The following is a 24,497-nucleotide window of genomic DNA, read 5'->3' on the forward strand; positions in this document are numbered from 1 at the left end:
CCCCTGGCCGCGTCCACCGCCCGGAAGGTGACCGTCCCCCGTGGGTCCCGATCGCCGTACTGTCCGTCGTCAGCGCCCGGCGGGCCGGCGCAGCACTCGTCCATGGCAGAACATCGCCGTACAGAACCTCGCCGCGCAAGACGAGCTCTCGTGACACGGATGGCGACCGTCCTGTTACCGGTCGGACTCGCCGAACACGGGCAGCAGGCTCCGATCCCCGGCGGCCGGGGGGCCGTCGGGATCGTCTTCGACGGCATCTTGGACGTCAGTCAGTACGAGGCTCAGCACACGACCGTCCTCCTCGAAGAGGAAGCCTCGCTCAGTCAGCCACTCAAGCCGCGCGGCCACATCGGCATCAGTGGCAAGGGTCGTGCGGCGGCGAGGCGATGAGAGCCGCTGCAGCAGGCGGAGCGTCGGTTCTTCGACATGGTGGTCCGAGGGAACCCCGGTGCGCGAGTCACGGATCGACCAGCCGGCCTCCGCCGTGCCGAGTAGGTCGAGGTCGCCGCGGGCGTCGTGGTGCTCCCACAGGTGGAAGGCGAGGTCGAACTTGGCCGCACCGGTATGGACAGGCGTCAGCGCGGTCTCCAGACCGACCAGTTCGAATCCGCTCTCGGGGATGTTGCGCACGTTCAGCCAGACCTGGAACAGGGGCTGGTGGGAGAGCGAGCGGGTCGGGTTGAGCACTTCCACGAGGTGTTCGAACGGCACGTCCTGGTGGTCGTACGCGTTCAGCGCGGTCTCCCGTACGCGGGCGAGCAGCTCGGTGAAGCTCGGGTGCCCGGAGGTGTCGGTGCGCAGCACCAGGGTGTTCACGAAGAACCCGACCAGGTCGTCCAGGGCGTGATCGGTGCGGCCCGCGACCGGCGAACCGACCGGGATGTCCGTGCCCGCGCCGAGCCGCGTCAGCAGAGCGGCGAGCCCCGCCTGGAGGACCATGAACAGGCTCGCACCGTTACGGCGCGCCAAAGCCGTCAGCGCCCGGTGCAGACCGGCGTCGATTCGTACGGGGACGTATCCGCCCCGGTATGTGGCCACCGAGGGCCTGGGTCGGTCGGCAGGCAGCTCCAGCCGTTCGGGCAGTGCCGCGAGCGCCTCGGTCCAGTAGCGCAGCTGTGTCGCGAAGAGGCTGTCCGGTTCCGACGGGTCACCAAGGAGCTGGTGCTGCCACACCGTGTAGTCCACGTACTGCACCGGCAACGGCGCCCAGTCAGGCGCACGCCCCGCACGACGTGCCGCGTACGCCGTGGCCAGGTCCCGGGGCAACGGCCCCAGCGACCACCCGTCACCGGCGATGTGATGCACCACGATCAACAACACATGCTCGTCCGGCGCGACCACGAACAACTCCGCCCGCACCGGCAGCTCGGCCACCAGATCGAAGGGCTGCCGCGCCGCCGCGGCCAGGGCCCCGGACACCGTCCGGGCGGTGGTCCGCGTGACCCCCAGCGGCACCCCTGCCAACTCCGGCTGCAGCACGCGCTGGTGGGGCACGCCGTTGTGCTCGGGGAACACCGTCCGCAGGCTCTCGTGCCGTTCGACCACGTCGGCCAGTGCCGCTTGCAGCGCCGAGCGATCCAGACCGCCCTGCAACCGCAGCGCACGCGCGATGTTGTAGGTGGCGCTCGGGCCTTCCATGCGGTGCAGGAACCACAGGCGGCGCTGGGCGAACGACAAGGGTGCCTGCTGCGGCCGTCGCGACGGGCGCAGGACGGGGCGCGCCTGTCGTGCTCCCGCGAGACGTTCCGCGATTCCCTCGGGCGTCGGGTTTTCGAATACTGTCCGCAGCTCCAGTTCCACCCCGAAGGCTGCCCGAATCCGTGCGTTCAGGCGGGTGGCGAGCAGTAAGTGTCCGCCCAGGCCGAAAAAGTCGTCGTCGGCACCGACCGACGGCACGCCCAGTACTTCGGCGAAGAGGTCGCAGAGTATCTGCTGCTGCGGTGTGCCCGGGGCGCGGCCGGTGGGAGCGACGGGGATTTCCGGTGCCGGAAGCGCGGCCCGGTCCAGCTTTCCGTTCGGTGACAACGGCAGTGCGTCGAGCACCACGACGGCGGAGGGCACTGCGTACTCGGGAACGCGGGCGCGCACCCAGTCCTGGAGGGCTTCCGCCCGGCAGGCGTCCCCGCTCACGTATGCGACCAGCAGCAGGTCGTCGTTTCGGCCGCGCCCGGCGACTACGGCCGCCCGGGTGACCTCGGGATGCTCCTCGAGCGCGGCCGCCACCTCGCCGGGCTCGACCCGGAACCCGCGGATCTTCACCTGGTCGTCCGCGCGGCCGTGGTACTCCAGCTCACCGTCAGCGTTCCACCGGACGAGGTCTCCCGTCCGGTACATCCGCTCGCCGCCGGGCCCGAACGGACATGCCACGAACCGCTCGGCCGTCGGTCCCGGCCGGCCGAGGTACCCGCGCGCCAGCCCCGCGCCCGCCAGGTACAACTCGCCGGTCACACCCGACGGGCCCGGGCAGAGCCCGGCATCCAGGACGTATGCCCGTGTGTTCGCCATCGGCCTGCCGATCGGCACTGTGGGCGCGGCCTCGTACGGTGCGCGCAGTAGGTGGTGCGCGGCGAAAGTCGTGGCCTCGGTCGGGCCGTATCCGTTGACCACGGCGATGGACGGGCAGGCCGCCAGTACGCGGGCGACAGAGGAGCCGGAGACCGCTTCCCCACCCGCCCACACCTGCCGGACGCCGGCCAGGCAGCCGGGGTCCTGCTCGGCCATCAGGTGGAAGAGGCTCGCCGTCAGCCACAGGCTGGTGACGGCGTGCTCGGTGACGAGCCGCCGCAACACGGGGCCGTCCACGTCCCCCGGCGGAGCGACGACGATCTGACCATCGGTCAGCAACGGCACCCACATCTCATACGTGAAGGCATCGAATGCGGGCGGCGAGTGCACCAACACCCGCTGGTGGTCCCCGCCCTGCCAGCACGGGTCCGCCGCCAGCTCCACGACGTCGCGATGGGTGACCGCGATGCCCTTGGGCGCGCCCGTCGAGCCGGAGGTGTACATCACGCAGGCGAGCTGTTCGTGGTCGCACGGGACACCGGGGTCCGCGTCGCTGCCGTCCGGGTCCACGCCGATGGCCATGGGGCCCGGCAAGGGATCGGCCCGGTCCGTGACGAGGACCGAGGCACCCGTCTCGGCGGCGATCATCTCAAGGCGGGCGGCGGGGTACCGGGAGTCGAGCGGTACGTAGGCGCCACCGGCCTTGACCACCGCCAGGATCGCGACCACCAGGTCGGCGGACCGGTCGAGCAGCAGCGCCACGGCGCTCTCCGTGCCGATGCCGAGCGCGACGAGTCGGTGAGCCAACCGGTTGGCCCTGGCGTCGAGCTGCGCGTAGGTCAGGCTCGTGGTGTCCGAGACAACCGCGACCGCGTCCGGCGTCGCCGCCACCCGGGCCGCGAAGAACTTCGGCAGTGAGACCACCGGGACCGGTGCCTCGGTGGCGTTGCGCTCGACGAGCAGACGGGAGCGCTCGGCCGGTGTCAGCACGTCGATCCGGCTGATCGGCACGTCGGGGCCGGAGGTGACGGCCTTCAGCAGCCGTACCCATCGGGCGGCCAGCTCCCGTACCGTGGCGGGGTCGTAGAGGTCTTCGGCGTACTCGACCGTCCCGTCGAGTCCTCCTGGATCGCCCTCGTGTGTGCGCCGTTCCCACAGGTGGAAGGAGAGGTCGAACTTCGAGGTGCCGGTCGGGGTGGGGACGAGCCCGGTGTCCGCGCCGGGCAGGCCGGCGTCCGCCGCGGGCAGGTCCTGAAGGGCCAGCATGACCTGGAACAGCGGGTGGTGCGCCGGTGAGCGGGTCGGGTTGAGCACCTCCACCAGGTGCTCGAACGGCACGTCCTGGTGGTCGTACGCGGCGAGTGCCGTCTCGCGGACGCGGCCGATCAGCTCGGTGAAGCTCGGGTGGCCGGACGTGTCCGTCCTCAGCACCAGCGTGTTCACGAAGAACCCGACCAGCTCGTCGAGGGCTTGGTCCGTCCGGCCGGCGACGGGTGAACCGATCGGGATGTCGGTGCCCGCGCCCAGGCGGGTGAGCAGGGCGGCGAGTCCCGCCTGGAGCACCATGAACAGGCTCGCCCCGTTGTCTCGGGCCAGCCGCTGCAACCGCTGGTGCAGCCCGGCATCAATGCGCACGAGGACATACCCACCCCGGTGGGAGGCAACGGCGGGCCGCGGCCGGTCGGTGGGCAGCCGGAGAAAGTCAGGCAGTCCGGCGAGCGCCGCCGACCAGTACCTCAGCTGGGTCGCGAACAGGCTGTCCGCATCGGACTGATCGCCCAGCAGCTCGTGCTGCCACAGCGTGTAGTCCGCGTACTGCACGGGCAACGGCTCCCAGCGCGGCGCGCGGCCCTCGCACCGGGCGGCGTACGCCGTCGCCAGATCGCGTGACAGCGGCCCCCATGACCCGCCGTCACCGGCGGTGTGGTGCAGGACGATGAGCAGGGTCTGGTCGTCCGGTGCCACGACGAACAGCTCCGCGCGCAACGGGGGTTCGGTGGCCAGGTCGAAGGGGCCGCGTCCCGCCGCCGCCACCGCGGCGTCGACGTCCCCGCGGTCGATCCGGCTGATCCTCAGCCGGGGTACCGCGGCGCACGGTTCGAGAATGTGCTGGTACGCCACTCCGTCGTGCTCGGGCAGGAGGGTGCGCAGGCTCTCGTGCCGCTCGACCACGTCGGCCAGAGCCGCGCTCAGTGACGCATGGTCCACCGGTCCGCGCAGGCGCAGCGCCAGGGGGATGTTGTACGTCGCGCCCGCCCCGTCCATCTGCTGCAAGAACCACAGGCGGCGCTGCGCGAACGACAACGGTACCCGTGCCGGGCGTTCCCGCCGCGTCAGCGCGACGCGGGCGGGGCCGGCGTGCGCCAGTCGGCCGGCGATCGCTGCGGGCGTCGGGTTCTCGAAGAGATCGCGCAGCTCCAGCTCGACCCCGAAGGCCGCCCTGATCCGTGCGACGAGTCGGGTGGCGAGCAGGGAGTGCCCGCCCATGGCGAAGAAGTCGTCCTCGACTGCGGTCGCCGTCACGCCGAGCACGTCGCCGAACAGCTCGGCGAGCAGGTGCTCCCGCGGTGTGCGGGCGGCGCGGCCGGTGCCCGGCGGCGTGAAGGTGGGGGCGGGCAGCGCCGCCCGGTCGAGCTTGCCGTTGGGTGTCAGCGGCAGCCCGTCCAGCACGACCACCGCCGCAGGCACCATGTGCTCGGGCAGCCGTTCACGCGCCCACGCGCGCAGCCGTTCGGGCCGGTCGACATCCCCGGTCACGTACGCCACGAGCCGTACGTCGTCGGCCCGGTCCCGGTGCGCGGTCACCGCTGCCCGGCGCACCCCGGGGCAGCGGGCGAGGACCGCCTCGATCTCGCCGGGCTCGATGCGGACTCCGCGCACCTTCACCTGGTCGTCGACCCGGCCGAGGTACTCCAGCTGTCCCTCACCGTTCCACCGGACCAGGTCACCTGTCCGGTACATCCGGGATCCCGGGGGGCCGAACGGGCAGGCCACGAAACGCTCCGCCGTCAGTCCGGCGCGGCCCAGGTAGCCGCGGGCCAGTTGGATGCCGACCAGATACAGCTCGCCGACGATTCCCGTCGGCGCCGGGCGCAGCACCGCATCCAGGACGTACACACCGGTGTTCCAGACGGGCGTACCGATGGGCACCGTGTCGGCGCCGGGCCTGGGAGCACGGGTGAACGACGTCACGTCCACGGACGCCTCGGTCGGTCCGTAGAGGTTGTGCGGGGCCACGCCGAGACGGTCGGCGCACTGCCGCCACAGCTCGCCGGGGAGCGCCTCGCCGCTGCAGATCACCCGCTTCAGCGCGGTGCGGTCGGCTGCGGCCGGTGCCGCCAGGTACTCCCGCAGCACGGACGGGACGAAGTGCACCGTGGTGACGGCCGCGGAACGGATCAGCGCGGCCAGGTAGGCGGGATCGCGGTGGCCGTCCGGTCGCGCGACCACCACGGCGGCCCCAGTGATCAAGGGCCAGAACAGCTCCCACACCGACACGTCGAAACCGGACGGTGTCTTCTGCAGCACACGGTCGGCAGCGTCCAGACGGTACTGGTCCTGCATCCACAGCAAGCGGTTGACGATACCGACGTGCGGCACGACGACGCCCTTGGGCCGCCCGGTGGAACCCGACGTGTGAATCACGTATGCCGGGTGCTGGGGAAGGAGCCGGTGGACACGGTCGGCGTCCGTCGGGTCGCTGTCCGGGTACCCGGCCGGTACACCGTCCCCCACGTCGTCAATGGTGAGGAGCAACGCCGGGCGAGCGTCGTCCAGCACCGACTCGGTGCGCGCGGCGGGGTGGTCCGGGTCCAGGGGCAGATACGCCGCTCCCGACTTGACCACCGCGAGCACCGCCACGACCAGCTCAGTCGACCGTGGCAGCGACAGTGCCACGTACTGCTCGGGGCCGATCCCCAGGGCGATCAGCCGGTGGGCAAGGCGGTTCGCCCGCGCGTTCAGCTCCACGTAGGTCATCGTGGTGTCGCCGCAGATCACCGCGGTGGCGGCCGGATCGGCTGCGGCCCGTGCCTCGACCAGCGCGGGCAGTGTGGTCGGCGCGACGGCTGTTCTGGTGGCGTTGCGGCCGACGAGGAGTGCCGCGCGTTCGTCCGCGGTCACCAGGTCGAGCCGGCCGATGGGTGTACGGGGGTCGGCATGGGTGAGGACGTGTAGCAGCCGGAGGAAGCGGTCGTGGTGGGCGGCGAGTTCGTCCGCGTCACACGCCTGTGGGTGCGCGTGCCAGCCGATCCGTGGCGCCGAGCCGTCCCGCCTGTCCCACAGGACGATGGCCAGGTCGCTGATCATGCCGAAGGCGAGGTTCCGCGCGGTGGCGCGATGGCCGCCGAAGAACAGGTCATAGCCGAAGGCAGCGATGTTGGTCAGCGGGGCGAACGAGCTGGTGACCCCTCCGGGCAGGCCGAGGTCGCGGTGCAGGTCCTCACCCCGGTAGCGCTGGTGTTCCGCCGCCTCGGCGATCGCCTCCGCCACCTGCGCCACGAGTTCGCCCGGTGTCATCTCCGGACGGAGGCTCAGGCGCAGCGGCACCACGTTGGAGACCATGCCCGGTGTCCGCTTGAGCAGGTGTCCGGTCCGTGCGGTGACGGGGAATCCCAGCACCACGTCGCGTGTGCCCGTGACGCGGTGCGTGTAGAGGGCGCATGCGGCGATCACCGCGACCGACCAGGGTGCCGCGGCCCGGTCGGCCAGGGCCGCCAGCGCGCCGACCGTGGACTCGGTGAGCGCGGTGACCCGCTCCTCAAGGTGATCGGGGGAGGCGGCCGACGCTCGGGGCACCAGCCGCGTGCCCTCCGGAGGAGCGTCCCGGAAGCGCCGCGTCCAGTACTCCCGGTCCTGCCGGTACTGCGCGGAACCGCGGTAGACCGCGTCGCTGTCGAGCACGTCCGCCAGCGATCCGAACGGGCAGGGCGGCACCTCGGTGCCGTCGGGCCAGCGCGGTGTAGACCTGGGCCAGTCGCCGGGCCACCAGCGAGTACCCGTATCCGTCCATCACGATGTGGTGGTAGGCCTGGTACCACACGAAGTGGGAGGGTCCGAGCCTCAGCAGTGCGAAACGGAAGGGCGGTCCGCGGGTGAGATCCACCGGCTGGGCGAGGGCGGCGCGCATCCATGACCGCGCCGCCGCCATCGGGTCGGGGTCCTGGCCGAAGTCGACGACATCCGGTTTCCAGTCCCCCAACGGTCGCAGGACCTGCCGGGGCCCGTCCTCGGTCTCGACGAACCGGACACGGACCGCGTCGGTTTCTTCGACGACCCGCCGCGACGCCGTTTCGAACAGCGCCGGGTCGACCGAACCGTGGATCTCCAGGTACTCACCCGCGTGATAGACCCTGTTGGGCGCGCCGATCCGCTGTTCGGCGAGCCAGATCTCCCGCTGGCCCGCGGACAGGGGGAGGAGGATGTCGGTGGTGGGCGAGAGAGTCATCCTGTGTCCTGTCCCTTGCTCTGCGGCACGCCTTCGACGAGGGAGTACATGGAGGCGGTGGGGACGATGCGGGTCAGCCGCAGTCCAGCCGCGTCGTAGAGGGTGGCGAACTCCGCGGCCGTGCGTTCTTTGCCACCGAGGGACACGAGCATCTCCAGGTCCATGCCGTGGACCAGTTCGTCGTCGCGTCGAGGATCGATCACCGCGTCGGCGGCGAGCAGTCGGCTGTCGCCGCGCATCGCCTGTCGGCAGACGTTCAGCAGCCGCACACAAGCCTCGTCGTCCCAGTCGTGGAGGATCCACTTCATGACGTAGAGGTCCGCGCCGGCGGGCACAGCCGAGAAGAAGTCACCCGCGACCAGCTCGATCCGGCCGTCGGACGTGATGCCGGATTCCGCTCGGGTGTCCTCGATCACGGCGGGGCGGTCGAAGAGCACCCCGCGCTCGGTGTGCGGACTGCTGTCAAGGAGGGCGCGCAGCAGTCCGCCGCGGCCGCCCCCGATGTCCACGACGCTGCGGACACCGGAGTCGGCCAGGGCGGCGGCGCGGACCAGGGAAGGGTCGACCACGCCGGAGGCCTGGGCCATGGCCTTGTTGAACCTTGCCCCTGCGGCTGGGTCGCGCTCGCTCAGGTAGGCCCACATCGGCACGCCGTGAGCACGCCCGAATCCCGGCTCGCCGGTGCGCACGGTGTGGAGCAGTTCGGTGAATGCGCCGTGCATCAGGCCGCAGGTCGTCATCACCATGTCCGCCACGGAGTCGGATACGTCGGAGCGGAGAAGACGCGACTCGGCGTTGTTGGCGAAATGGGTCTCGTCGAGCCGGGTAAAGACACCGATGTGTGCCAGGGCTCGCAAGAGGCGGTACAGCGAAGGCACATGTGCGCCGGTCCTCGTTCCCAGTTCCGTCGCTGTGAGTGAACTGTCGCCGAGCGCGTCGGGAATTCTCAGCGTGACAACGGTGTGAAGGGCTGGGGACACCCACTGCCGGTACATCAAACGCATCAGGGTCGCCATGGGTGGTATACCGCCATCGGGCGGGACCGCGGGGCTGTCGTCATTTTCTCTGGACATGCCTTCTAAGGCACCGCCTCGACGTGATTTTCCGGCGTAATCGTCAGCTCTCACCTACGTGTCCGTGAATGCCTAGACGGAAGAGGCTTCATGCGTCACGTATAGAAAGGCTCCAACATCCCAGGATGGACCGTCAATGCAATCACACGTTCGGTAGCGCATTCTGGCCAATCGTCAGGCCCACTCGGCGACCCCGAAATCGAGCGGTACGATCATTCAGGACGGCATCCCCCGCACAGCAGCGACCAGGACCCGATACAGAACGGGTGAGAAACTATGAGTCGCCCGTGAAACGAGGGACATGGTTCCGCGACACCTGCCGGGCCGGCGACCTCCTCAATGCGGCCATCCCCCTGCCCATTGCGGCCTCATGCGCCCCGAGAGCCATGAGGCGGTGCAGCGGGAGCCGGCATATATGGACCGAGCAGTCTGAGCAGCGTTCGGAGCAGCTGTCCGGTGCGCGCGACCTCAAGAAAGTCATTCCTCGCCACCTTGGGTTCGCTTGACCTGAACTCGCACCTCGAAGCCGTGACTCACTGAACTATTATCGAATTTCCGTACGATCCCATCCAGGATTCTGCCGCCGGAGTCGTACAGGAATTCGGGTCTACCGAGCGCGGCGGGTAGCCCCGTCGCCCACCGCGGAGGCTTCCTCTTCGGGTGCGTTCTATGGGGCCCTCAGGGGTCCTCGTCCCCCTGCACGGCCCCGCCCCGCGGATCCCGCCGTCATGATGGCTGTCCAGGGAGGAGGGACGAGCGGCGAATCCCCGGGCGCACCTTCATGAGGCGGTAGTGATGATTTGGCACAGCCCATGGACTTACGCCCGGGGTTCTCTCCGGCCCTTTACCTCAGTGCAGTCCGCAGCCTTGTCACCGATCAGTCCCCGAGTGCGGATTCCGATGCGCGCAGATTTGCCTGCGGAGCGGGCCAGCTCGGGGAGTTTCTGGGCGCCGAAGGCGAGCATGACGACGATTTGGAATGTCTGTCCCGTGAAGGAATTCACGGTGAAGATGATCTGGTCCACGCGCGCCGGGGCGCGCTGCAGGTCGACAGCGATCGACTCGTCGTCGGTCTGGACCGTGCCGCCGACGAGGTTGTCGCCGCTGTGCTGAACCGAGCCGTCCGTGCTGGTCAGTTGCTGGGAGAAGACAACGTCGACGTACTCCTTGCCGGCGACGAGTACGGCTGAGGCATCGAGGTCGATTTCACGGTTGCCGGTCAGCTTGGTGAGGAAGCCCTTGCGGGGAGCGGCCTGCCGGCCCAGCCCCATGCGGACAACGCTGAGGGTGGCGCCGTCGGACTTGCTCAGGCTGATCTGCCGGTCCTTGGTGGGATTCACGGAAGACATGTGTGCGCTTTGGACCGGAGCGGAGGGGTAGGAGAGGGAGCGTCACTCGGGCCTGCCGCCCGCATGCGATTGGGTGGTCGTACGGGCGGTAGGAGACTGCAAGGGCTGCCCCACGGTGAAGCCCATGTTCGTCAGGTGGTGACTCCGAAGCCGTAGCCGTAGATCATCTTGTAGGCGACCTCGGGGAGGAACTGTCCGGCCGAGGAACCGCTTCCGGCGCCGCAGTTGCCGTCGGACTCACCCGGGACCTTGATCCACAGGAGCATCTCGGCGCCTCCGCCCAACTGAGTGGGGGTGCCGATGCGGCGGCCCGAGGGGTTGCACCACTGGCCGTTTGAACCGTTGCCGTTGCGGCTGGTGTCCACGACGAACGGTTTGGTGTAGCCGTACCGGGCCTTGAGTTCACTGTTCACGGCGTTGCCGTACGCGGTGTTCTCGGCCGTGGTCAGGTAGTTGGAGACGTTGAGCGAGAAGCCGTGGGCCTGTCGGACACCGGCTTCATGGAGGCGCCGTGCCATGGTCGCCGCGTTCGCCCAGGCCGGGTTGCCGGCGTCGAGATAGACCCAAGTGTTGGGAGCCTGGCGGTTGAACTCGGCGAGCGCGCCGGTGAGCATGACCTCGCGTTCGTCGATCTGGGCCTGGGTCATGCAGCCGTAGTCCCCGAGAGAGTCCGGTTCGAGGACGACCAGTGCCGGGCGGTTGGCGATCCCGCCTGCGAACCGGGCGATCCAGTCGGCGTAGGCGGCCGGCGAGGAGGCTCCGCCCGCGGAGTGCCCGCCGCAGTAGTCGCGGTTGTAGATGTTGTAGGCGACGAGGAGGGGCAGCTTGTCCCGGGCGTCCGCGGCGCCCACGTACGCGCCGGTGGCAGTGCCGATGGTGCCGCTCCAGGAGCCGAACCAGCGGGCCGTCGGGGTGTTGGCGATGGCAGTGCTGATCGCGGATGCCCGGCCGTCACCGGGGTTGGCGTTGACCCACCGCTTCGCGCTGGAGTCGGGGTCCACGTAGAACCCGTTGGTCATGGTCGTCGGGTCGGCTGCGTGGGCGGGCGGTGCGGCGGCGAGCGCAAGCGGCAGCCAGGAGAGCGCTGCCACCAGGGTGAGGAGTCTGCGGCGCATGACGGTACCTCGGCTTTCAGACAGGGGTGCGTCGGAGGGGCGACCGGGTCAGGGCGTGGACAGCTCGAACCGCAGGATGCGGACCGGGCCGCCGAGCGCCTGCCTGGCGTGGGCACTGCGCAGCACGGACGCGGGGCCCGGCAGAACGGCTGCCGGGTCCCGGCCAGCTTCAGCCCGCCGCGCTGTTCAGCGCCGCGAGGACCGCGCCGTAGGCCTCCTTCTTCTGGTAGTTGCCGTTGAAGAGCAGCGGGGTTTCCCGGGCGCGCCAGGAGTACTTGTCGGTGACGCCCCACACGGTGATGCCGTTGCACCGGGCGACGGCCAGGCACGCCTGGGTGACCTGCCGGTACACGTTGGCCTGTGCCGCGCCGGAGCCGCCGACGTCGAGCTCGGTGATCTGTACGTGCACGCCGAGGTCGGCGAAGCGCTGGAGGTTCTGGCGGTAGGTGCTGAGGTTCTCGTTCTGGGAGAGGTGGCTCTGGAAGCCGACGCAGTCGATCGGGACGCCGCGGGCGCGGAAGTCCTTGACCATGCGGTAGATGGCGTCGCTCTTGGCGTTGATGGCGTCGGTGCCGTAGTCGTTGTAGCAGAGCTTGGCCTTGGGGTCGGCCGTCTTCGCGGTGCGGAAGGCGTCCTCGATCCAGCCGTCGCCGAGCTGCTTCTGGAGGTTGGACTGGCGTCGGCTGCCGTTCCACTCGAACGCCTCGTTGACCACGTCCCACGAGTCGATCTTGCCCGCGTAGTGGCCGGCGACCCTGGAGATGTGGTTGCGCATCGCCTGGCGCAGGTTGTCGCCGGTCAGTCCCTGGACCCAGCCGGGCTGCTGGGCGTGCCAGACCAGGGCGTGGCCGCGTATGTACTTGCCGCGCTGCTGGGCGTAGTTGACGAGTCGGTCGCCACCGCTGAAGTTGAACTGATTCCGGTTGGGCTCGGTGGCGTCCCACTTCATCGCGTTCTCGGCGACGACGCTGGAGAACTCCCGGTTGAGAGTGCCCTCGTAGTCGGCCTCACCGTAGTGCTCGGCGACCGCGGTGCCGAAGTACCGGCCGCTCTGGGCGGCCGCGGCGCCGAGGGTGCCGGCGGCCTGGACGGTGGGTGATGCGGGTTCAGCGGCCGGAGCGGTCGGCGAGAACGCCAGGACGCCCGCTGCCGCCAGGACGCCGCTCGCCGCGACGGTGACGGCGGATCGGGTGCGCCGTGAGGTGCGGGTGTGCCCTTGTGGAGAACTGCTGGTCATTGGGTGTCCCTTTCTGGTGGGGGGGCGGGTGGCGGTGCGGGGCCTGAACTTGTACGGCCTGGGCCCTCAGGCCAGGGCGGCTTCCCAGCGGGTGCCCTCACCGGTGGCGTCGGCGGGGAGGCGGTCGCGGGCGGCGGTGTCGTCGTACAGACGCCAGCGGAACCAGTCCACGAGGGTGTTCTGGGTCCGGTCGAAGGTGGGGAACCCCGGATTCAGGTACGCGGCGTGGTCCGCGCCGACGTGGGTGAGGAACGCCTTGGGCGCGGGCAGTTCTCGTACGCCCGCCGGGCCAGGGCGTAGTCGCAGGTCGGGTCCTTGTCACCGTGGATGAACAGCACGCCGGCCCGGGCCGAGGCGGCGGGGGTGCCCATGTCCACGCAGGCGACCGGTACGGCGGCGACGATCCGCTCGTCCGGCCAGGCGGTCACCAGGCCGTGAATGGTCATGCCGCCCATCGAGTGCCCGGAGACGCCGACGCCGGCCGCGGTGTCGATGTGCCCGGCGAAGGGGCCGCTCCCGTTCAGGGCCAGGGTCCGGGTGATGACCTCGGAGACGTCCCTCGACCACTGCCCTCCGTATACAGAACCGATGTTCGTGTTGTCGGAGATCGAGGGGGCTGGGCAGATGAAGCCGGCGGAGGCTATCGCGTGGGTCTGCGAGGCGTAGGAGTCGGAGTTGCCGCCCATGCCGTGGTTCCACTCGGCGACGGGGAACAGCCCGTCGGCGACAGGGGCGTTGGGAACGGGGGCTCCGCCGGGGGCGCCGGGGGTGGGGTAGAAGACCTTGGTGTACAGCGAGCGGGCGCCGCGGCTCCAGTTGAACTGACGCACTCCGACGGCGAACTCCGTGTCGGGAGCCGAGAGTTCGGCGCCGGAGGCGGGGTGAAGTGCGGAGCCGAGCAGGGGGGAGCTCAGGCCCGCTGTCGCGGCCGCGGTCAGGCCGAGGAAGGTGCGTCGACTCAACGACATGTGCGACTCCTTGCATGGGGGGGCCGACTGTCCGGTCCAGGCCGGATCATCCCGAGCTTTGGTCGATATACCGAACGACAGTCGGATCGTCGGACGCAGGAATAATGGGTCGCTTGACGGAGCCCGGTCAATGCCGTGCGCGGAAGACTTTCGGCCTTTTCCCGAAAGTCTTCCGGAAACGTCAACACCCCTGTCGAGGCGGTGACGTGAAAGGCTCCGGGGCCCGAGTGGGCACGCCGGAGGCCGCGCTCGGCTCGGCGCCCCCGGGGCGGAAGGGCACCGGGGGCGCGTCGTGCCGTACGTGCGTCAGGCCTTGCGGGTTACGGGGCGGTGCCCCACAGCAGCCGGCCGCCGGAGTAGATGCCGATCTTCGGTGCGTCCGTGTATGTGCTGGCGGTGCCGTGGCTGTAGTCGTCGGCCTCGTTGAGGTTCGACCAGTCGCTGCGGTGCAGTCGCAGTTGGATGTCGCCGGTCGAGGCGCCCGGGGCGAGTGTGCCGTCGGTGACGTTGACCTTGAGGTAGCGGTTGGCTCCGGTCGTGGTGCCGTTCGTCGACACCGAGTGGGTGAGGTTCGAGCAGCCGATCTGTGCCCAGTCGCACCAGGTGGTGTACGAGGAGGCCGAGTCGTCGAACCAGTAGCGGATCTCGACGTCCTTCAGACTCCGCGTACCGCTGCCGGTGTTGACCACCTTCAGGTTCATCCCGATGGTGTTGTCCGTGGCGCTCGTGTCGCTCGTCTTGTACTGCACCTTCAGATTGCCGGTGCCGGTCCCGCCGCCGGACTCGGTGGTGACGCTCACCGGACCGGTGGGCGGCGAGACATTCCCGGCCGCGTCCCGGGCGCGCACGGTGTAGCTGTACGCGGTGGACGCCGTCAGTCCGGTGTCGGTGTACGTCGTGCCGCCGGTGGAGCCGACTCGCGTGCCGCCGCGGTAGACGTCGTACGACGTAACGCCGACGTCGTCCGTGGCGGGATCCCAGGCCAGCGAGGCGGACGACGAACTCGCGCCGGTGGAACGCAGGTTGCTGGGCGCGGTCGGCGGCGTGGTGTCCCCGCCGCCCGAGCCCTTGCGGGCGTCGAACGAGAAGGAGTTCACCCCCAGTCCCTGGCCGCCCTGCCAGATCTCGAAGCCGGCCTCGGCGTCGATCAGGTAGTGCGCGGGGTTGATCTGTCCGCGCGCGGCGGCGTCGTCGACGAGGCGCTTCACGTCGAGGTCGGTCACCGCGGTGGCACCGCCCTGCAATACGTACGAGATGACCTTCCACCCGGACGCGCCGGGACCGGTCCACACGTCCCACGTCCGGCCGTCCGCGGTGATCGTCGCCGTACGGGAGCCGATGGGCTGGACGCCGCCGCGGTGATTGATCCAGATCATCAACTCGGTGCCGTCCGGCTGGTCGTCGGTGGTGGGCGTGGAGTTGAACCACAGGTCGTACGCGGCGTTCCAGGCACCGGAGGCGACCTGCGTGGTGTCGAACGTCGACCGGGCGCCGCCCAGCTCGCTCACCCGGATCGGCAGGCCGCTGTTCACGGTGCACGCGCCCCAGTGGCAGCCCTTGTAACTGGACGGATAGGTGGCGGGCGGCCCCGCCGTGGTGAGCGAGAAGTTCGCCTCGGTCAGCTTCCAGGCGCCGGTCGTGGTGTCCACGCTGACGCACTGGCGGGCCGAGGAGTTCCACTCGTTCTGCTGGTACGTGTACGCGCCGCCCTGCAACTCGGTGGTGCCCCACTGGGTGCAGTCGGTGACCGGCGCGGCCGCCGCCGAGCCCGCGCCGGTGAACAGGGCGAGCCCGGCGAGCAGGATGCCCGCGGCGGTGCCGGCGAGGGCGCCGCGCGGGCGTCGTCCCCTCACGGCGCCGTCCCCCAGACGAGCTCGCCGCCGACATACGCGGTGATCTTGGAGGCGTCCGCGAACGACGCGTTGGTGCCGCGGCTGTAGTCGTCGGTCTCGTTGAAGTTCGACCAATTGCTCCTGTGCACGCGCAGCTGTATCTCGCCGGAGTCGCCGCCCGCGGCGACGCTGCCCGCGCCGGCGCTGAAGCCGACCTCCAGGTAGTGGTCCGCGCCGGTCTTCGGACTGCTCATGGCGACCACCCGGTGGGTGATGTTGGCGGCGCCGAGCATCGCCCAGTCGCACCAGGTGCTGTACGTGGACGGGCCGCCGTCGCCGGTGAAGTAGTAGCGGACGGTCACCGTGGAGAGGCTGAGCGCGCCGCCGCCGGTGTTGCCGACCTTCAGGGACATGCGCAGGGCGTTGTCGGTGGCGTTGGAATCGGTGCTCTTGTACTGGACCTTGGCCCCGCCCGTACCGCCGCCGGCTTTTGTCGTGCCGGTGACCTCGGCGGACAGCGCGGAGGCGTTGCCCGCGGCGTCGCGGGCGGCGACCCGGTAGTGGTACGCGGTGGAGGCGGAGAGCCCGGTGTCGGTGTAGGTGGTCGCGGTAGGGGTGCCGACCGGGGTGCCGTCGCGGTAGACGTCGTACGCCGCGACGCCGGTGTCGTCGGTGGACGCCGACCAGCGCAGCGACACGCTGGTGCCGGTCGTCGCCGTCACCGTCAGACCGGTCGGAACGGTCGGCGCGGTGGTGTCGCCGCCGCCGGGGCCGCCCTCGTCGCCGAGGAGCTCGGCGTACGAGGCGAAGGAGAGCGCCAGCGCCGCCTGCGCCCAGAAGCGGTGGTACGTGAAGACCGGCGGGGCGCCGCCGTCGAGGTACGTCTGCACCTTCGACCAGCCCGGCTCCTGCTTGAGCCAAGGCCGCATGCCGAGGAAGGTCGTGCCGGAGCCCAGCTTCACGCCCTGCGGGGAGGTGCCGGACCAGCCCGCAGGGAAGTACACCGGGTCGTCGAAGCGGTCGTAGTCGCGGCGGGTCTCGGGGACGGCGATGCCCTTGGCGTCGGCGTGTTCGGCCATGGCGTCGAGCAGGGACTTGGCGAGTCCGGCGGCGTCGGCGTTCCCGGACTTCGCGGCGTAATAGATCAAGGTCATGGACAGCGCCGCGCCCACGCCGACGTCGTCGCCGTAGTCGACGACCGACACGTGCAGGCCGGTGTTGGCGCCGGGGTTCGTGGCGTTCCAGGTGTCGGGAGCACCGGTCCAGCGCAGGGTGGCGGGAAAGCGGTAGCTGCCGTCGGCGCCGACGGTGGTCTCCGCGGAGGCCCAGGCCACCCACTTGTCGAGAACCGCCTTGGCGGTCGTGTTGTTGGTGACGTAGTAGTACTGGGCGACACGCTCCATGCACCAGACCTGGAAGCCGAACCAGTTGTTGCTCGGCGGGTCGTGGTAGACGGGCTGCCAGTCGTACGCCATACCGTAGAAGGTCGGTGTGCCGGACGGCGGGGTGCCGTAGTGGCCGTCCCAGCTGTTGGAGCAGCCGCCGGCGAGCCCGCCCTCGGAGGACTGGAGCCAGCGCAGGAACTCCAGCTGCCGGGTGAGCGACTTCTGCCAATCGCTCTTCGCCGTCGGTGACTTGGGAGTGAGGGCGGGGACGGTGGACAGCGCCCAGGCGGCGAGGGGGTTCTGGTAGCCCTGGTGGGCGATGCCGTCACCGATGCGCCAGGCCCAGCCGCCGCCGGTGCCTGCGGAGCCGCCCCAGGCGTAGTACCAGGACAGCAGGTAGTGCTGGGCATCGCGGCCTGAGGCGGGCGGGCAGCCGGTCGGGCTGGTGCAGTCGCCGATTTTCTTGAAGTACTTGTCGAACATCGAGTAGCGCAGGTAGTCGCCCATCTTCGCGGCCTTGGCCACGGAGGCGGAGACCTGGCTCGCCTTGCCCTGCGCCGTCGCCCACGTCAGCGCCCAGTACGCGGCCTGCACGGCGCGCGCGTCGGCGTCGGGGGCGTTGGTGTACTTCCACTGCTTCGCGTACGAGGAGTCCTTGACGAAGAGGTCGAGGTAACCGTTGGGGCCGCCGTACTTGAAGAGGTCGGTGCTGGGCTGCGGGATGGTCTCCCAGACCGATTCCTGCGCGCCGCGCTGGTAGCTGTTGATGAAGGACGCCATCTTGCCGGGGCCGAGCTCGTCGCCGGTGCCTGGCTTGTTGCCGAAGCCGTAGACGTTGTCGAGGTCCATCAGCCAGTGCATGCCGTAGACGTCCATCGTCCCGTACGCGGAGGCGAGTTCGGCGGCGATGGGGTCGGAGCCGACGGAGACGGATGCGTTCAGCTCGGACGGGTAGCTGGTGACCTGCGGATGCTCGGGCGCGTAGGTGGCGGGCTTGGAGGGGGTGTACGAGTCGTTGGTGGGCTGGTCGATGTGCGGCGGGATGATCGAGGCCTCGGCGACCTCCCAGGACTTGTTGAACGGGGCCCAGTCGCCGGTGACCCGGCCGTACGCCGCCTCCAGCCAGATCCAGAAGCTGAACGCCTCGGAGGTCGTCTGGTGGCCGTGGTCGGGAGCCTCGACGATCAGGGTCTCGGCGCAGTGGTACGGGATGCCGTCCGGGCTGAAGTAGCCGCTGTCCGGGCTCTTGATCTTGTTGTACTGAGTGAGGAAGGCCTCCGTGTAGGGGCCGTCGGCGGCGGCGGCGGTCGCTTGCGCGGCGGACCCGGCCGGGGCCTCGGCAGCCCGCGCGAACGCCTGCCCGGCGCCGAGGGCGACGAGCGCGCCGCCGGTCACGCCGACGAAGGAACGCCGGGAGAGTAACGCGGATCTTTCAGGTCTTTCGGGTGATTCGGAATGTGCGGACACAGGTCCTCCAAGAGGGGCTCCGGGTGGGAGTGGTGGTGGTGCCGGCGGAACGGTCGGGGCGGGCGGGGCCGGCCGCCCGGACCGCGGTTCAGGGGGTGGTGCCGTAGACCGTCCGGCCGTCGAGGTGGACGGTGATCTTCGGCGCATCCGCGAAGGAGGTGTTCGTACCGCGGCTGTAGTCGTCGGCCTCGCTGAAGTTCGACCAGTCGCTCTTGTTGAACCGCAGTTGTGCCTCGCCGCTGGAGGCCCCCGGGGCGAGGCTGCCCACCGTGGCGGCGAAGCCCACCTCCAGGTAGTGGTCGGCACCGACCTTCGGGCCGCTCATCGCGGCGATCCGGTGCGTGAGCTTCCCGCAGCCGAGCACCGCCCAGTCGCACCAAGTGCTGTACGTCGTGGCGCCGGACCCGCTGCTGAAGTAGTAGCGGACGGTCACCTTGGAGAGATCGACGGCCGAGTCACCGGTGTTGACCAGCTGCAGTCCGGGCTTGATCGAGTTGTCGCCGGCGGACTGGTCGTTGTTCTTGTACTGGACCTTCAGATCGCCGTCGCCCGTCCCCGCCGGCCGCGTCGTCGCGCTCACCGGGGCGGACTGCGCCGAGGCGTTCCCGGCGGCGTCGCGGGCCCGCACCGTGTAGGCGTACGCGGTGGAGGCGGCGAGCCCGCTGTCGGTGAAGGACGTACCGGAGGCCGTCCCCACCTTCGTGCCGCCGCGGTGGACGTCGTACCCGGTGACGCCCGTGTCGTCGGTGGCGGCGTTCCACGTCAGGGAGACGGAGGTCGATGTGGTGCCGGTCACCCGCAGCTCCGACGGCACGCTGGGGGCCTGGGTGTCGACCGCGCCGGTGTCGCCGAGGGCCTTGCGGATCGCGTCCATGACGACGGGTTTGGGCTGCAGGTTCCCGTCCCACGGGAGGGCCGAACCCTCGCCGTCGAAGACGCCGGGGATCCAGGAGTACTTGTCGGTGTAGTCCCAGACCGTGATCCCGACGCACCGGGTGACGGCCAGGCAGGCCTCGGTGACCCGGCGGTAGTAGTCGGCCTGGGTGGCCTCCTTCGCCGAGTCCTTCGGCAACTGCATCCGCACGTCGAGCTCGGTGATGGCCACGTCGAGGCCGAGGTCGGCGAAGCGCTCGATGTTCTGCCGCATCTGGTTCGGGAATCCGTACTGGATCGCCAGATGAGCCTGCAGCCCGACACCGTCGAGTGGCACGCCCGCCGCCTTCAGATCGCGGGCGAGGGCGTAGAGCGCGTCGCTCTTCACGCCGATCCCCTCGACGTTGTAGTCGTTGATGTACAGCTTGGCGTCGGGGTCGGCGGCCCGGGCGGCGCGCAGGGCGTGGGCGATGAAATCCTTGCCCATGGCGTTGTGGAACGGCGAGTCGCGGAAGCTGCCGTCCTCGTTGAAGGGCTCGTTGACGACGTCCCAGGCGGACACCTTGCCGCGGTAGTGGCCGGCGACCTCGGCGATGTGGTTCTCCATGGCGGGGCGCACCTGCGAGGCGGGCAGCTGCCCCACCCAACCGGGCAGCTGGCTGTGCCACACCAGGGTGTGGCCGCGAACGCTCTGGCCGTGCGCCTGGGCGAAGTCCACGACCTGGTCGCCGCCCGCGAAGCTGAACTGCCCCTGGGTGCGCTCGGTGCTGTCCCACTTCATGGAGTTGCCGGGGGTGATCGGACCGAACTGGGAGCCCAGGATCTGGGTGTACGGGGCGTCGGACAGTTCCCCGTTGTCGGTCGCCGAGCCGAAGTACCTGCCCTTGGCGTCGGCGAGCTGATGCAGCGTCCGCGGCTCGGCCGCGGACGCCGGCGACGGCGTGAGCCCGATCGCGGCCGCCGCCAGGGCGAGGGTGGCGATCAGGGCGGCGACGCTCCGAGACGCCCGTCTTCGGGCGGGGGGTGTGGGTGCCAGCGTCATGCTGGTTCCTCTCTCCGAATGCGGGAGGGGGTTGCTCGGGTTTCACCGAAGCCCTGCGACGGGGGTCCAGCCGGTCGCGACGCTCCGTCCCCTCCCCGCGACCCTGATGGGAGACAGTGCAAGTCTTGAAGTCGTGGGAGCGCTCCCAAAGTGCTGTAGTGGGGTGCACCTGTCAAGGAGTTGGGTCGAAACTTGCGGAGTACTGACGAAAATGACGACAGCTCGGGCTTTGCCTCCCCTCCGCGGACAGGGACCGGCACAACCGCAATCCGGACGACAACCGCGAGGTGATCCGCCCTGACGGCTGGGCGGCCAGCTATGGCCACCCGGATGCCGGCAAGGTCACCGAGACCAGCTCCACCGACAAGGTGTCCTGTGACGAGTTCGCCCGGGCCTCTGTCTACGACCCCAGCGGCATGGGCGGCATGAACGAGGTCGACACCGGCAACGACTGCGGGCAGACCTATGCCATCCCGGTCAAGCAGGGCGAATCGCGCCCGTACGACGATATGTCCTGGACAGGTACCGGCTGTTGGGTCAGAGCCCGTACTGGGTGGACTTCCCCCGGTTCGCGCACTGCGAAGCATCCAAGGCGACCGTGGCCCGCACGGTTCCAAGCCCGCATCCCGGCCGAACGTGGCTTCGCCGCCAAGGGCGAACTCGCCCACACCCCGGCCCTGCGGACACTGGCCTCGCCGCTGCTGGTCAGTCAAGGGATGCGGGCCTCCGGACCGACCGGCAGGCAGGTCGGGCACCTTGGCAGCCCCGACTTCCGTCCCCATCGGTCTCACCGTGGAGGCCCGTCTAAAGGAGGTAAATCTGTCGAATCCCGCTCTCCGATCCGCCCACTTCGCTTCCCTCATCCTCTTGGCCCGGCGTTCTGAATGCGTGGACCGCACAGGAGACGGAAGAATTAGGTGCCCTTTTCGCGGCGCTGTGTCTATGCGTCTGCGCGACCGGACTGTTCGGCGAGAACCTGGTGCAGCGGGGCTATCGTCGTGATCGAGCGGCCTTCGCGCACATCGAGGTGCACCTCGGAGCCGCAACTCGAACGTCGCCCAATCCCTTGGCTCCTCCGAGCGTGTGGTGGCCCGTCGCCTCAGGCGACTCACCGAAGACGGGCTTCTGTTGCTGGTCACGGATGGAGCGACCCTTGCTCTCCGGTCCTATCATCCGGCTTGCTGAAGCAGGCGACACAAGCGCCAGGGGTGCTTCGCTTCGTGCTGGGCGATACATATCAGACGACCCCCGGTCAGCGAAACCGGGAATTCTCCAGAGCGTTGATGGTGTTCGCGTGCGGATGTGCTTGGCGGTGGAGCCCGTGCGGACGTAGTTGGCAGCGCCGCACGCATTCCGGCGTAAAGCCTTGACGCACATGAAGGTGACATCGCATGGTTCGCCCTCCCTTCCTGAAGCTCGCCGAGGTTCTGGCGGAGATCCGCATGAGTCCGTCAGCGTTCTACCGAATGCGCGCTCGCGGGCAAGCCCCCCCCACACGATCAAGCTGCCCAATGGCGAACTCCGGTGCCGTCGCGCAGACCTGGACGCCTGGTGGGAAGCAGAATCGTTCAGCACTGTCGGGCTCACCGAGAGCAGGCATGCGAAGCTCATGACGGCGGCGCGCGATGGCGAGCCGTTCGACGAGCACACGGGCCTGCCGGCGTCCGAGCTGCGGGCTATCAAGCAGCGGACGACGTGGTACGACCTTGCCCACGAATACCTCGACCAGCGGTGGGACCGCACGCCGGGGAACGCCCGCCGCACCCTGGCCGACGCATTCGCCACGATCACGCCCGCTCTGGTGCACCGGGGCGCAAGTTGTCCGGAGCCACGGGTGCTGCGGGGTGCTTTGTACTCGTAGGCGTTCAACAAGTGCTGTGGAGAAGGGTTACTTCACGGAGAACCCCCTCAAGGGGCTCCGGTGGAGCGCTCCGGCGGTCGACGAGGAGGTGGACCCGGTTGCCGTCCCCAATCTGGCTCAGGTCGCCTGCTCACGGCGGTCGCCGAGTCGCGTGGGCGCGGTCCTCACCTTGAGGCGTTCTTCGGCTGCATGTACTACGCGGCCATGCGTCCGGCGGAGACGGAAGTATGTCCTGACCCGCACGGAACTCGCCTCCGGCCTGGCCAAGCGGCCCTACGACCTCCGGCACGCCGGGATCTCGTTCTGGCTCCACTCCGGTGTGGGCCCGGCCCCTTGCGCTCGCCGCGCGGGTCAGAGCATCGAGGGCCTCTTCCTTCCGTCACTACGCCAAGTTCCTGGGCGGCGTCCGGGAGCAGCCCGACCGCCTCATCGAGCAGTCCATGGCGGAGTGGGACCGCGTCAGCCAGGGTGGGGCGTCTGCCGGGTGAGCCGGGATCTGGGACCGGAAACAGACCGGAAGAGCTGGTCAGGAACACGATAGCGGAGGGAGGAACTGGTAATTACCATACAAACCGGGCTCTGCGCCGAGCGGGCCGAGTGGAAGGCGCCTGACGGGCAAAAGCCCAGGGCAGGCGCCTTTTTTCGTACCCTTAGAAGAAGCCGAGCTTCTTCGCCGAGTACGACACCAGAAGATTCTTCGTCTGCTGGTAGTGCTCCAGCATCATCTTGTGCGTCTCGCGTCCGATGCCCGACTGCTTGTAGCCGCCGAACGCCGCGTGCGCGGGATACGCGTGGTAGCAGTTCGTCCAGACGCGGCCCGCCTGGATGGCCCGGCCCGCCCGGTAGGCGGTGTTGATGTCGCGTGTCCACACCCCTGCGCCCAGGCCGTAGAGCGTGTCGTTCGCGATCTTGATGGCGTCGTCGAAGTCGTTGAACGACGCGACCGAGACGACGGGACCGAAGATCTCCTCCTGGAAGATCCGCATGCGGTTGTCGCCCTCGAAGATGGTGGGCTGGACGTAGTAGCCGCCCGCAAGCTCCCCGTCATAATCGATCCGCTGCCCGCCCGTGAGGACCTTGGCGCCCTCCTGCTGGCCGATGTCCAGGTAGGAGAGGATCTTCTCCAACTGGTCGTTGGAAGCCTGCGCGCCGATCATCGTGTCGGTGTCGAGCGGATGCCCGGCCTTGATCTGCTCGGTCCTGGCGACCGCCGCCTCCAGGAACTCGCTGTACTGCCCGCGCTGCACGAGGGCCCGCGACGGACACGTGCAGACCTCGCCCTGGTTGAGGGCGAACATCGTGAAGCCCTCCAGGGCCTTGTCCCTGAAGTCGTCGTCAGCCGCCCACACGTCGTCGAAGAAGATGTTGGGCGACTTGCCGCCGAGCTCCAAGGTGACGGGCTTGATGTTCTCCGAGGCGTACTGCATGATCAACCGCCCCGTGGTCGTCTCCCCGGTGAACGCCACCTTGGCGACGCGCGGGCTGGAGGCCAGCGGCTTGCCCGCCTCGACCCCGAACCCGTTGACGATGTTGACGACTCCCGGCGGCAGCAGATCGGCGACCAGACTCATCCAGTAGTGGATGGAGGCCGGCGTCTGCTCCGCGGGCTTGAGGACGACGGCGTTCCCGGCGGCCAGCGCCGGCGCCAGTTTCCACGTCGCCATGAGGATCGGGAAGTTCCACGGGATGATCTGTGCGACGACGCCGAGCGGCTCGTGGAAGTGGTACGCGATGGTGTCCTCGTCGACCTCGCTCAGGGTCCCCTCCTGCGCGCGGATGACCCCGGCGAAGTAGCGGAAGTGGTCGATCGCGAGCGGAATGTCGGCCGCCAGCGTCTCGCGGACCGGCTTGCCGTTCTCCCAGCTCTCGGCGACGGCGAGCTGTTCGAGATTGGCCTCCATCCGGTCGGCGATCTTGCGCAGGACGTCCGACCGCTCGGTCGTGGAGGCCCGTCCCCAGGCAGGCGCCGCCGCGTGTGCCGCGTCGAGAGCCCGCTCCACGTCCTCGGCGGTGCCGCGGGCGATCTCGGTGAACGGCTGCCCGTTGACCGGGCTCGGGTTCTCGAAGTACTGGCCGCGCGCGGGCGCCACGTACTCGCCGCCGATGAAGTGGTCATAGCGGGACTGGTAGGAGACGATCGCACCCTCGGTGCCGGGCGCTGCGTAACGGGTCATCTTGACTTGCCTCCCGAGGAACGCTGCCCACCCTCGGGCAGCTCGCGCTGGGAGGCTAGGGACACCAAGGTTGCGTCGACGTTGCAGGAGCACGGGAAGAGATCGTCTGTCACGAGAAGGCTCTCGCCGGCGCAGGTGTGGGGGGTCGAATAAAGCACTTCGCCCTGAGG

At 69.4% G+C, this 24,497-nt stretch carries 11 protein-coding genes and 3 pseudogenes; 3 read left to right on the top strand and 11 right to left on the bottom strand.

Annotated elements, in window-relative coordinates; genetic code table 11:
- Nucleotides 1-174: 174 nt before the first annotated feature.
- From AB0I16_RS12195 to AB0I16_RS12240, 10 genes and pseudogenes are all read right to left on the bottom strand, one after another.
- The gene (locus tag AB0I16_RS12195) at nt 175-7,407 is read right to left on the bottom strand and encodes an amino acid adenylation domain-containing protein (protein ID WP_363249245.1); all 7,233 of its coding nucleotides are present in this window, start codon (nt 7,405-7,407) and stop codon (nt 175-177) included.
- Nucleotides 7,408-7,453: 46 nt separating this feature from the next.
- Nucleotides 7,454-7,951: pseudogene (locus AB0I16_RS12200) on the bottom strand (condensation domain-containing protein); the annotation flags it as partial.
- Complete coding sequence (locus AB0I16_RS12205) at nt 7,948-8,808, bottom strand: methyltransferase (protein WP_363249246.1); 861 nt, start codon at nt 8,806-8,808, stop codon at nt 7,948-7,950. The pseudogene AB0I16_RS12200 and the gene AB0I16_RS12205, both read right to left, overlap by 4 nt.
- A gap of 1,034 nt (nt 8,809-9,842) precedes the next feature.
- Nucleotides 9,843-10,373: a TerD family protein gene (locus tag AB0I16_RS12210; protein WP_363249247.1), complete on the bottom strand. Its 531-nt coding sequence runs from the start codon at nt 10,371-10,373 to the stop codon at nt 9,843-9,845.
- A gap of 131 nt (nt 10,374-10,504) precedes the next feature.
- A complete protein-coding gene (locus AB0I16_RS12215) occupies nt 10,505-11,488 on the bottom strand; it encodes a glycoside hydrolase family 6 protein (RefSeq protein WP_363249248.1) in 984 nt (327 codons plus the stop codon).
- A 169-nt stretch (nt 11,489-11,657) separates the two neighbouring features.
- Complete coding sequence (locus tag AB0I16_RS12220) at nt 11,658-12,725, bottom strand: endo-1,4-beta-xylanase (RefSeq protein WP_363249249.1); 1,068 nt, start codon at nt 12,723-12,725, stop codon at nt 11,658-11,660.
- A gap of 212 nt (nt 12,726-12,937) precedes the next feature.
- Nucleotides 12,938-13,693 carry an alpha/beta hydrolase gene (locus tag AB0I16_RS12225; protein ID WP_363249250.1) on the bottom strand — a complete coding sequence of 252 codons (756 nt, stop codon included), beginning with the start codon at nt 13,691-13,693 and terminating at the stop codon, nt 12,938-12,940.
- Between the two features lie 320 nt (nt 13,694-14,013).
- Nucleotides 14,014-15,546 carry a cellulose binding domain-containing protein gene (locus AB0I16_RS12230; protein ID WP_363249251.1) on the bottom strand — a complete coding sequence of 511 codons (1,533 nt, stop codon included), beginning with the start codon at nt 15,544-15,546 and terminating at the stop codon, nt 14,014-14,016.
- The gene (locus tag AB0I16_RS12235; protein WP_363249252.1) at nt 15,543-18,305 is read right to left on the bottom strand and encodes a glycoside hydrolase family 48 protein; all 2,763 of its coding nucleotides are present in this window, start codon (nt 18,303-18,305) and stop codon (nt 15,543-15,545) included. Before AB0I16_RS12235 ends, AB0I16_RS12230 begins: the two co-directional genes overlap by 4 nt.
- Nucleotides 18,306-18,465: 160 nt before the next feature.
- On the bottom strand, nt 18,466-20,292 hold the full coding sequence (locus AB0I16_RS12240) for an endo-1,4-beta-xylanase (RefSeq protein ID WP_363249253.1): 1,827 nt from the start codon (nt 20,290-20,292) through the stop codon (nt 18,466-18,468).
- A 1,074-nt stretch (nt 20,293-21,366) separates the two neighbouring features.
- Between AB0I16_RS12240 and AB0I16_RS12245 the strand changes: the two are divergent.
- The 3 genes and pseudogenes from AB0I16_RS12245 to AB0I16_RS12255 all read left to right on the top strand — a co-directional run.
- Nucleotides 21,367-21,477: pseudogene (locus tag AB0I16_RS12245) on the top strand (MarR family transcriptional regulator); the annotation flags it as partial.
- A 206-nt stretch (nt 21,478-21,683) separates the two neighbouring features.
- A pseudogene (locus tag AB0I16_RS12250) lies at nt 21,684-21,847 on the top strand (helix-turn-helix domain-containing protein); the annotation flags it as partial.
- Nucleotides 21,848-21,901: 54 nt separating this feature from the next.
- A complete protein-coding gene (locus AB0I16_RS12255; RefSeq protein WP_363249415.1) occupies nt 21,902-22,153 on the top strand; it encodes a hypothetical protein in 252 nt (83 codons plus the stop codon).
- A 650-nt stretch (nt 22,154-22,803) separates the two neighbouring features.
- Here the strand turns inward: AB0I16_RS12255 and AB0I16_RS12260 are convergent.
- The gene (locus tag AB0I16_RS12260) at nt 22,804-24,327 is read right to left on the bottom strand and encodes an aldehyde dehydrogenase family protein (RefSeq protein WP_363249254.1); all 1,524 of its coding nucleotides are present in this window, start codon (nt 24,325-24,327) and stop codon (nt 22,804-22,806) included.
- Nucleotides 24,328-24,497: the final 170 nt, after the last annotated feature.

It is taken from the genome of Streptomyces sp. NPDC050703, assembly GCF_040654435.1.
Classification (GTDB): domain Bacteria; phylum Actinomycetota; class Actinomycetes; order Streptomycetales; family Streptomycetaceae; genus Streptomyces.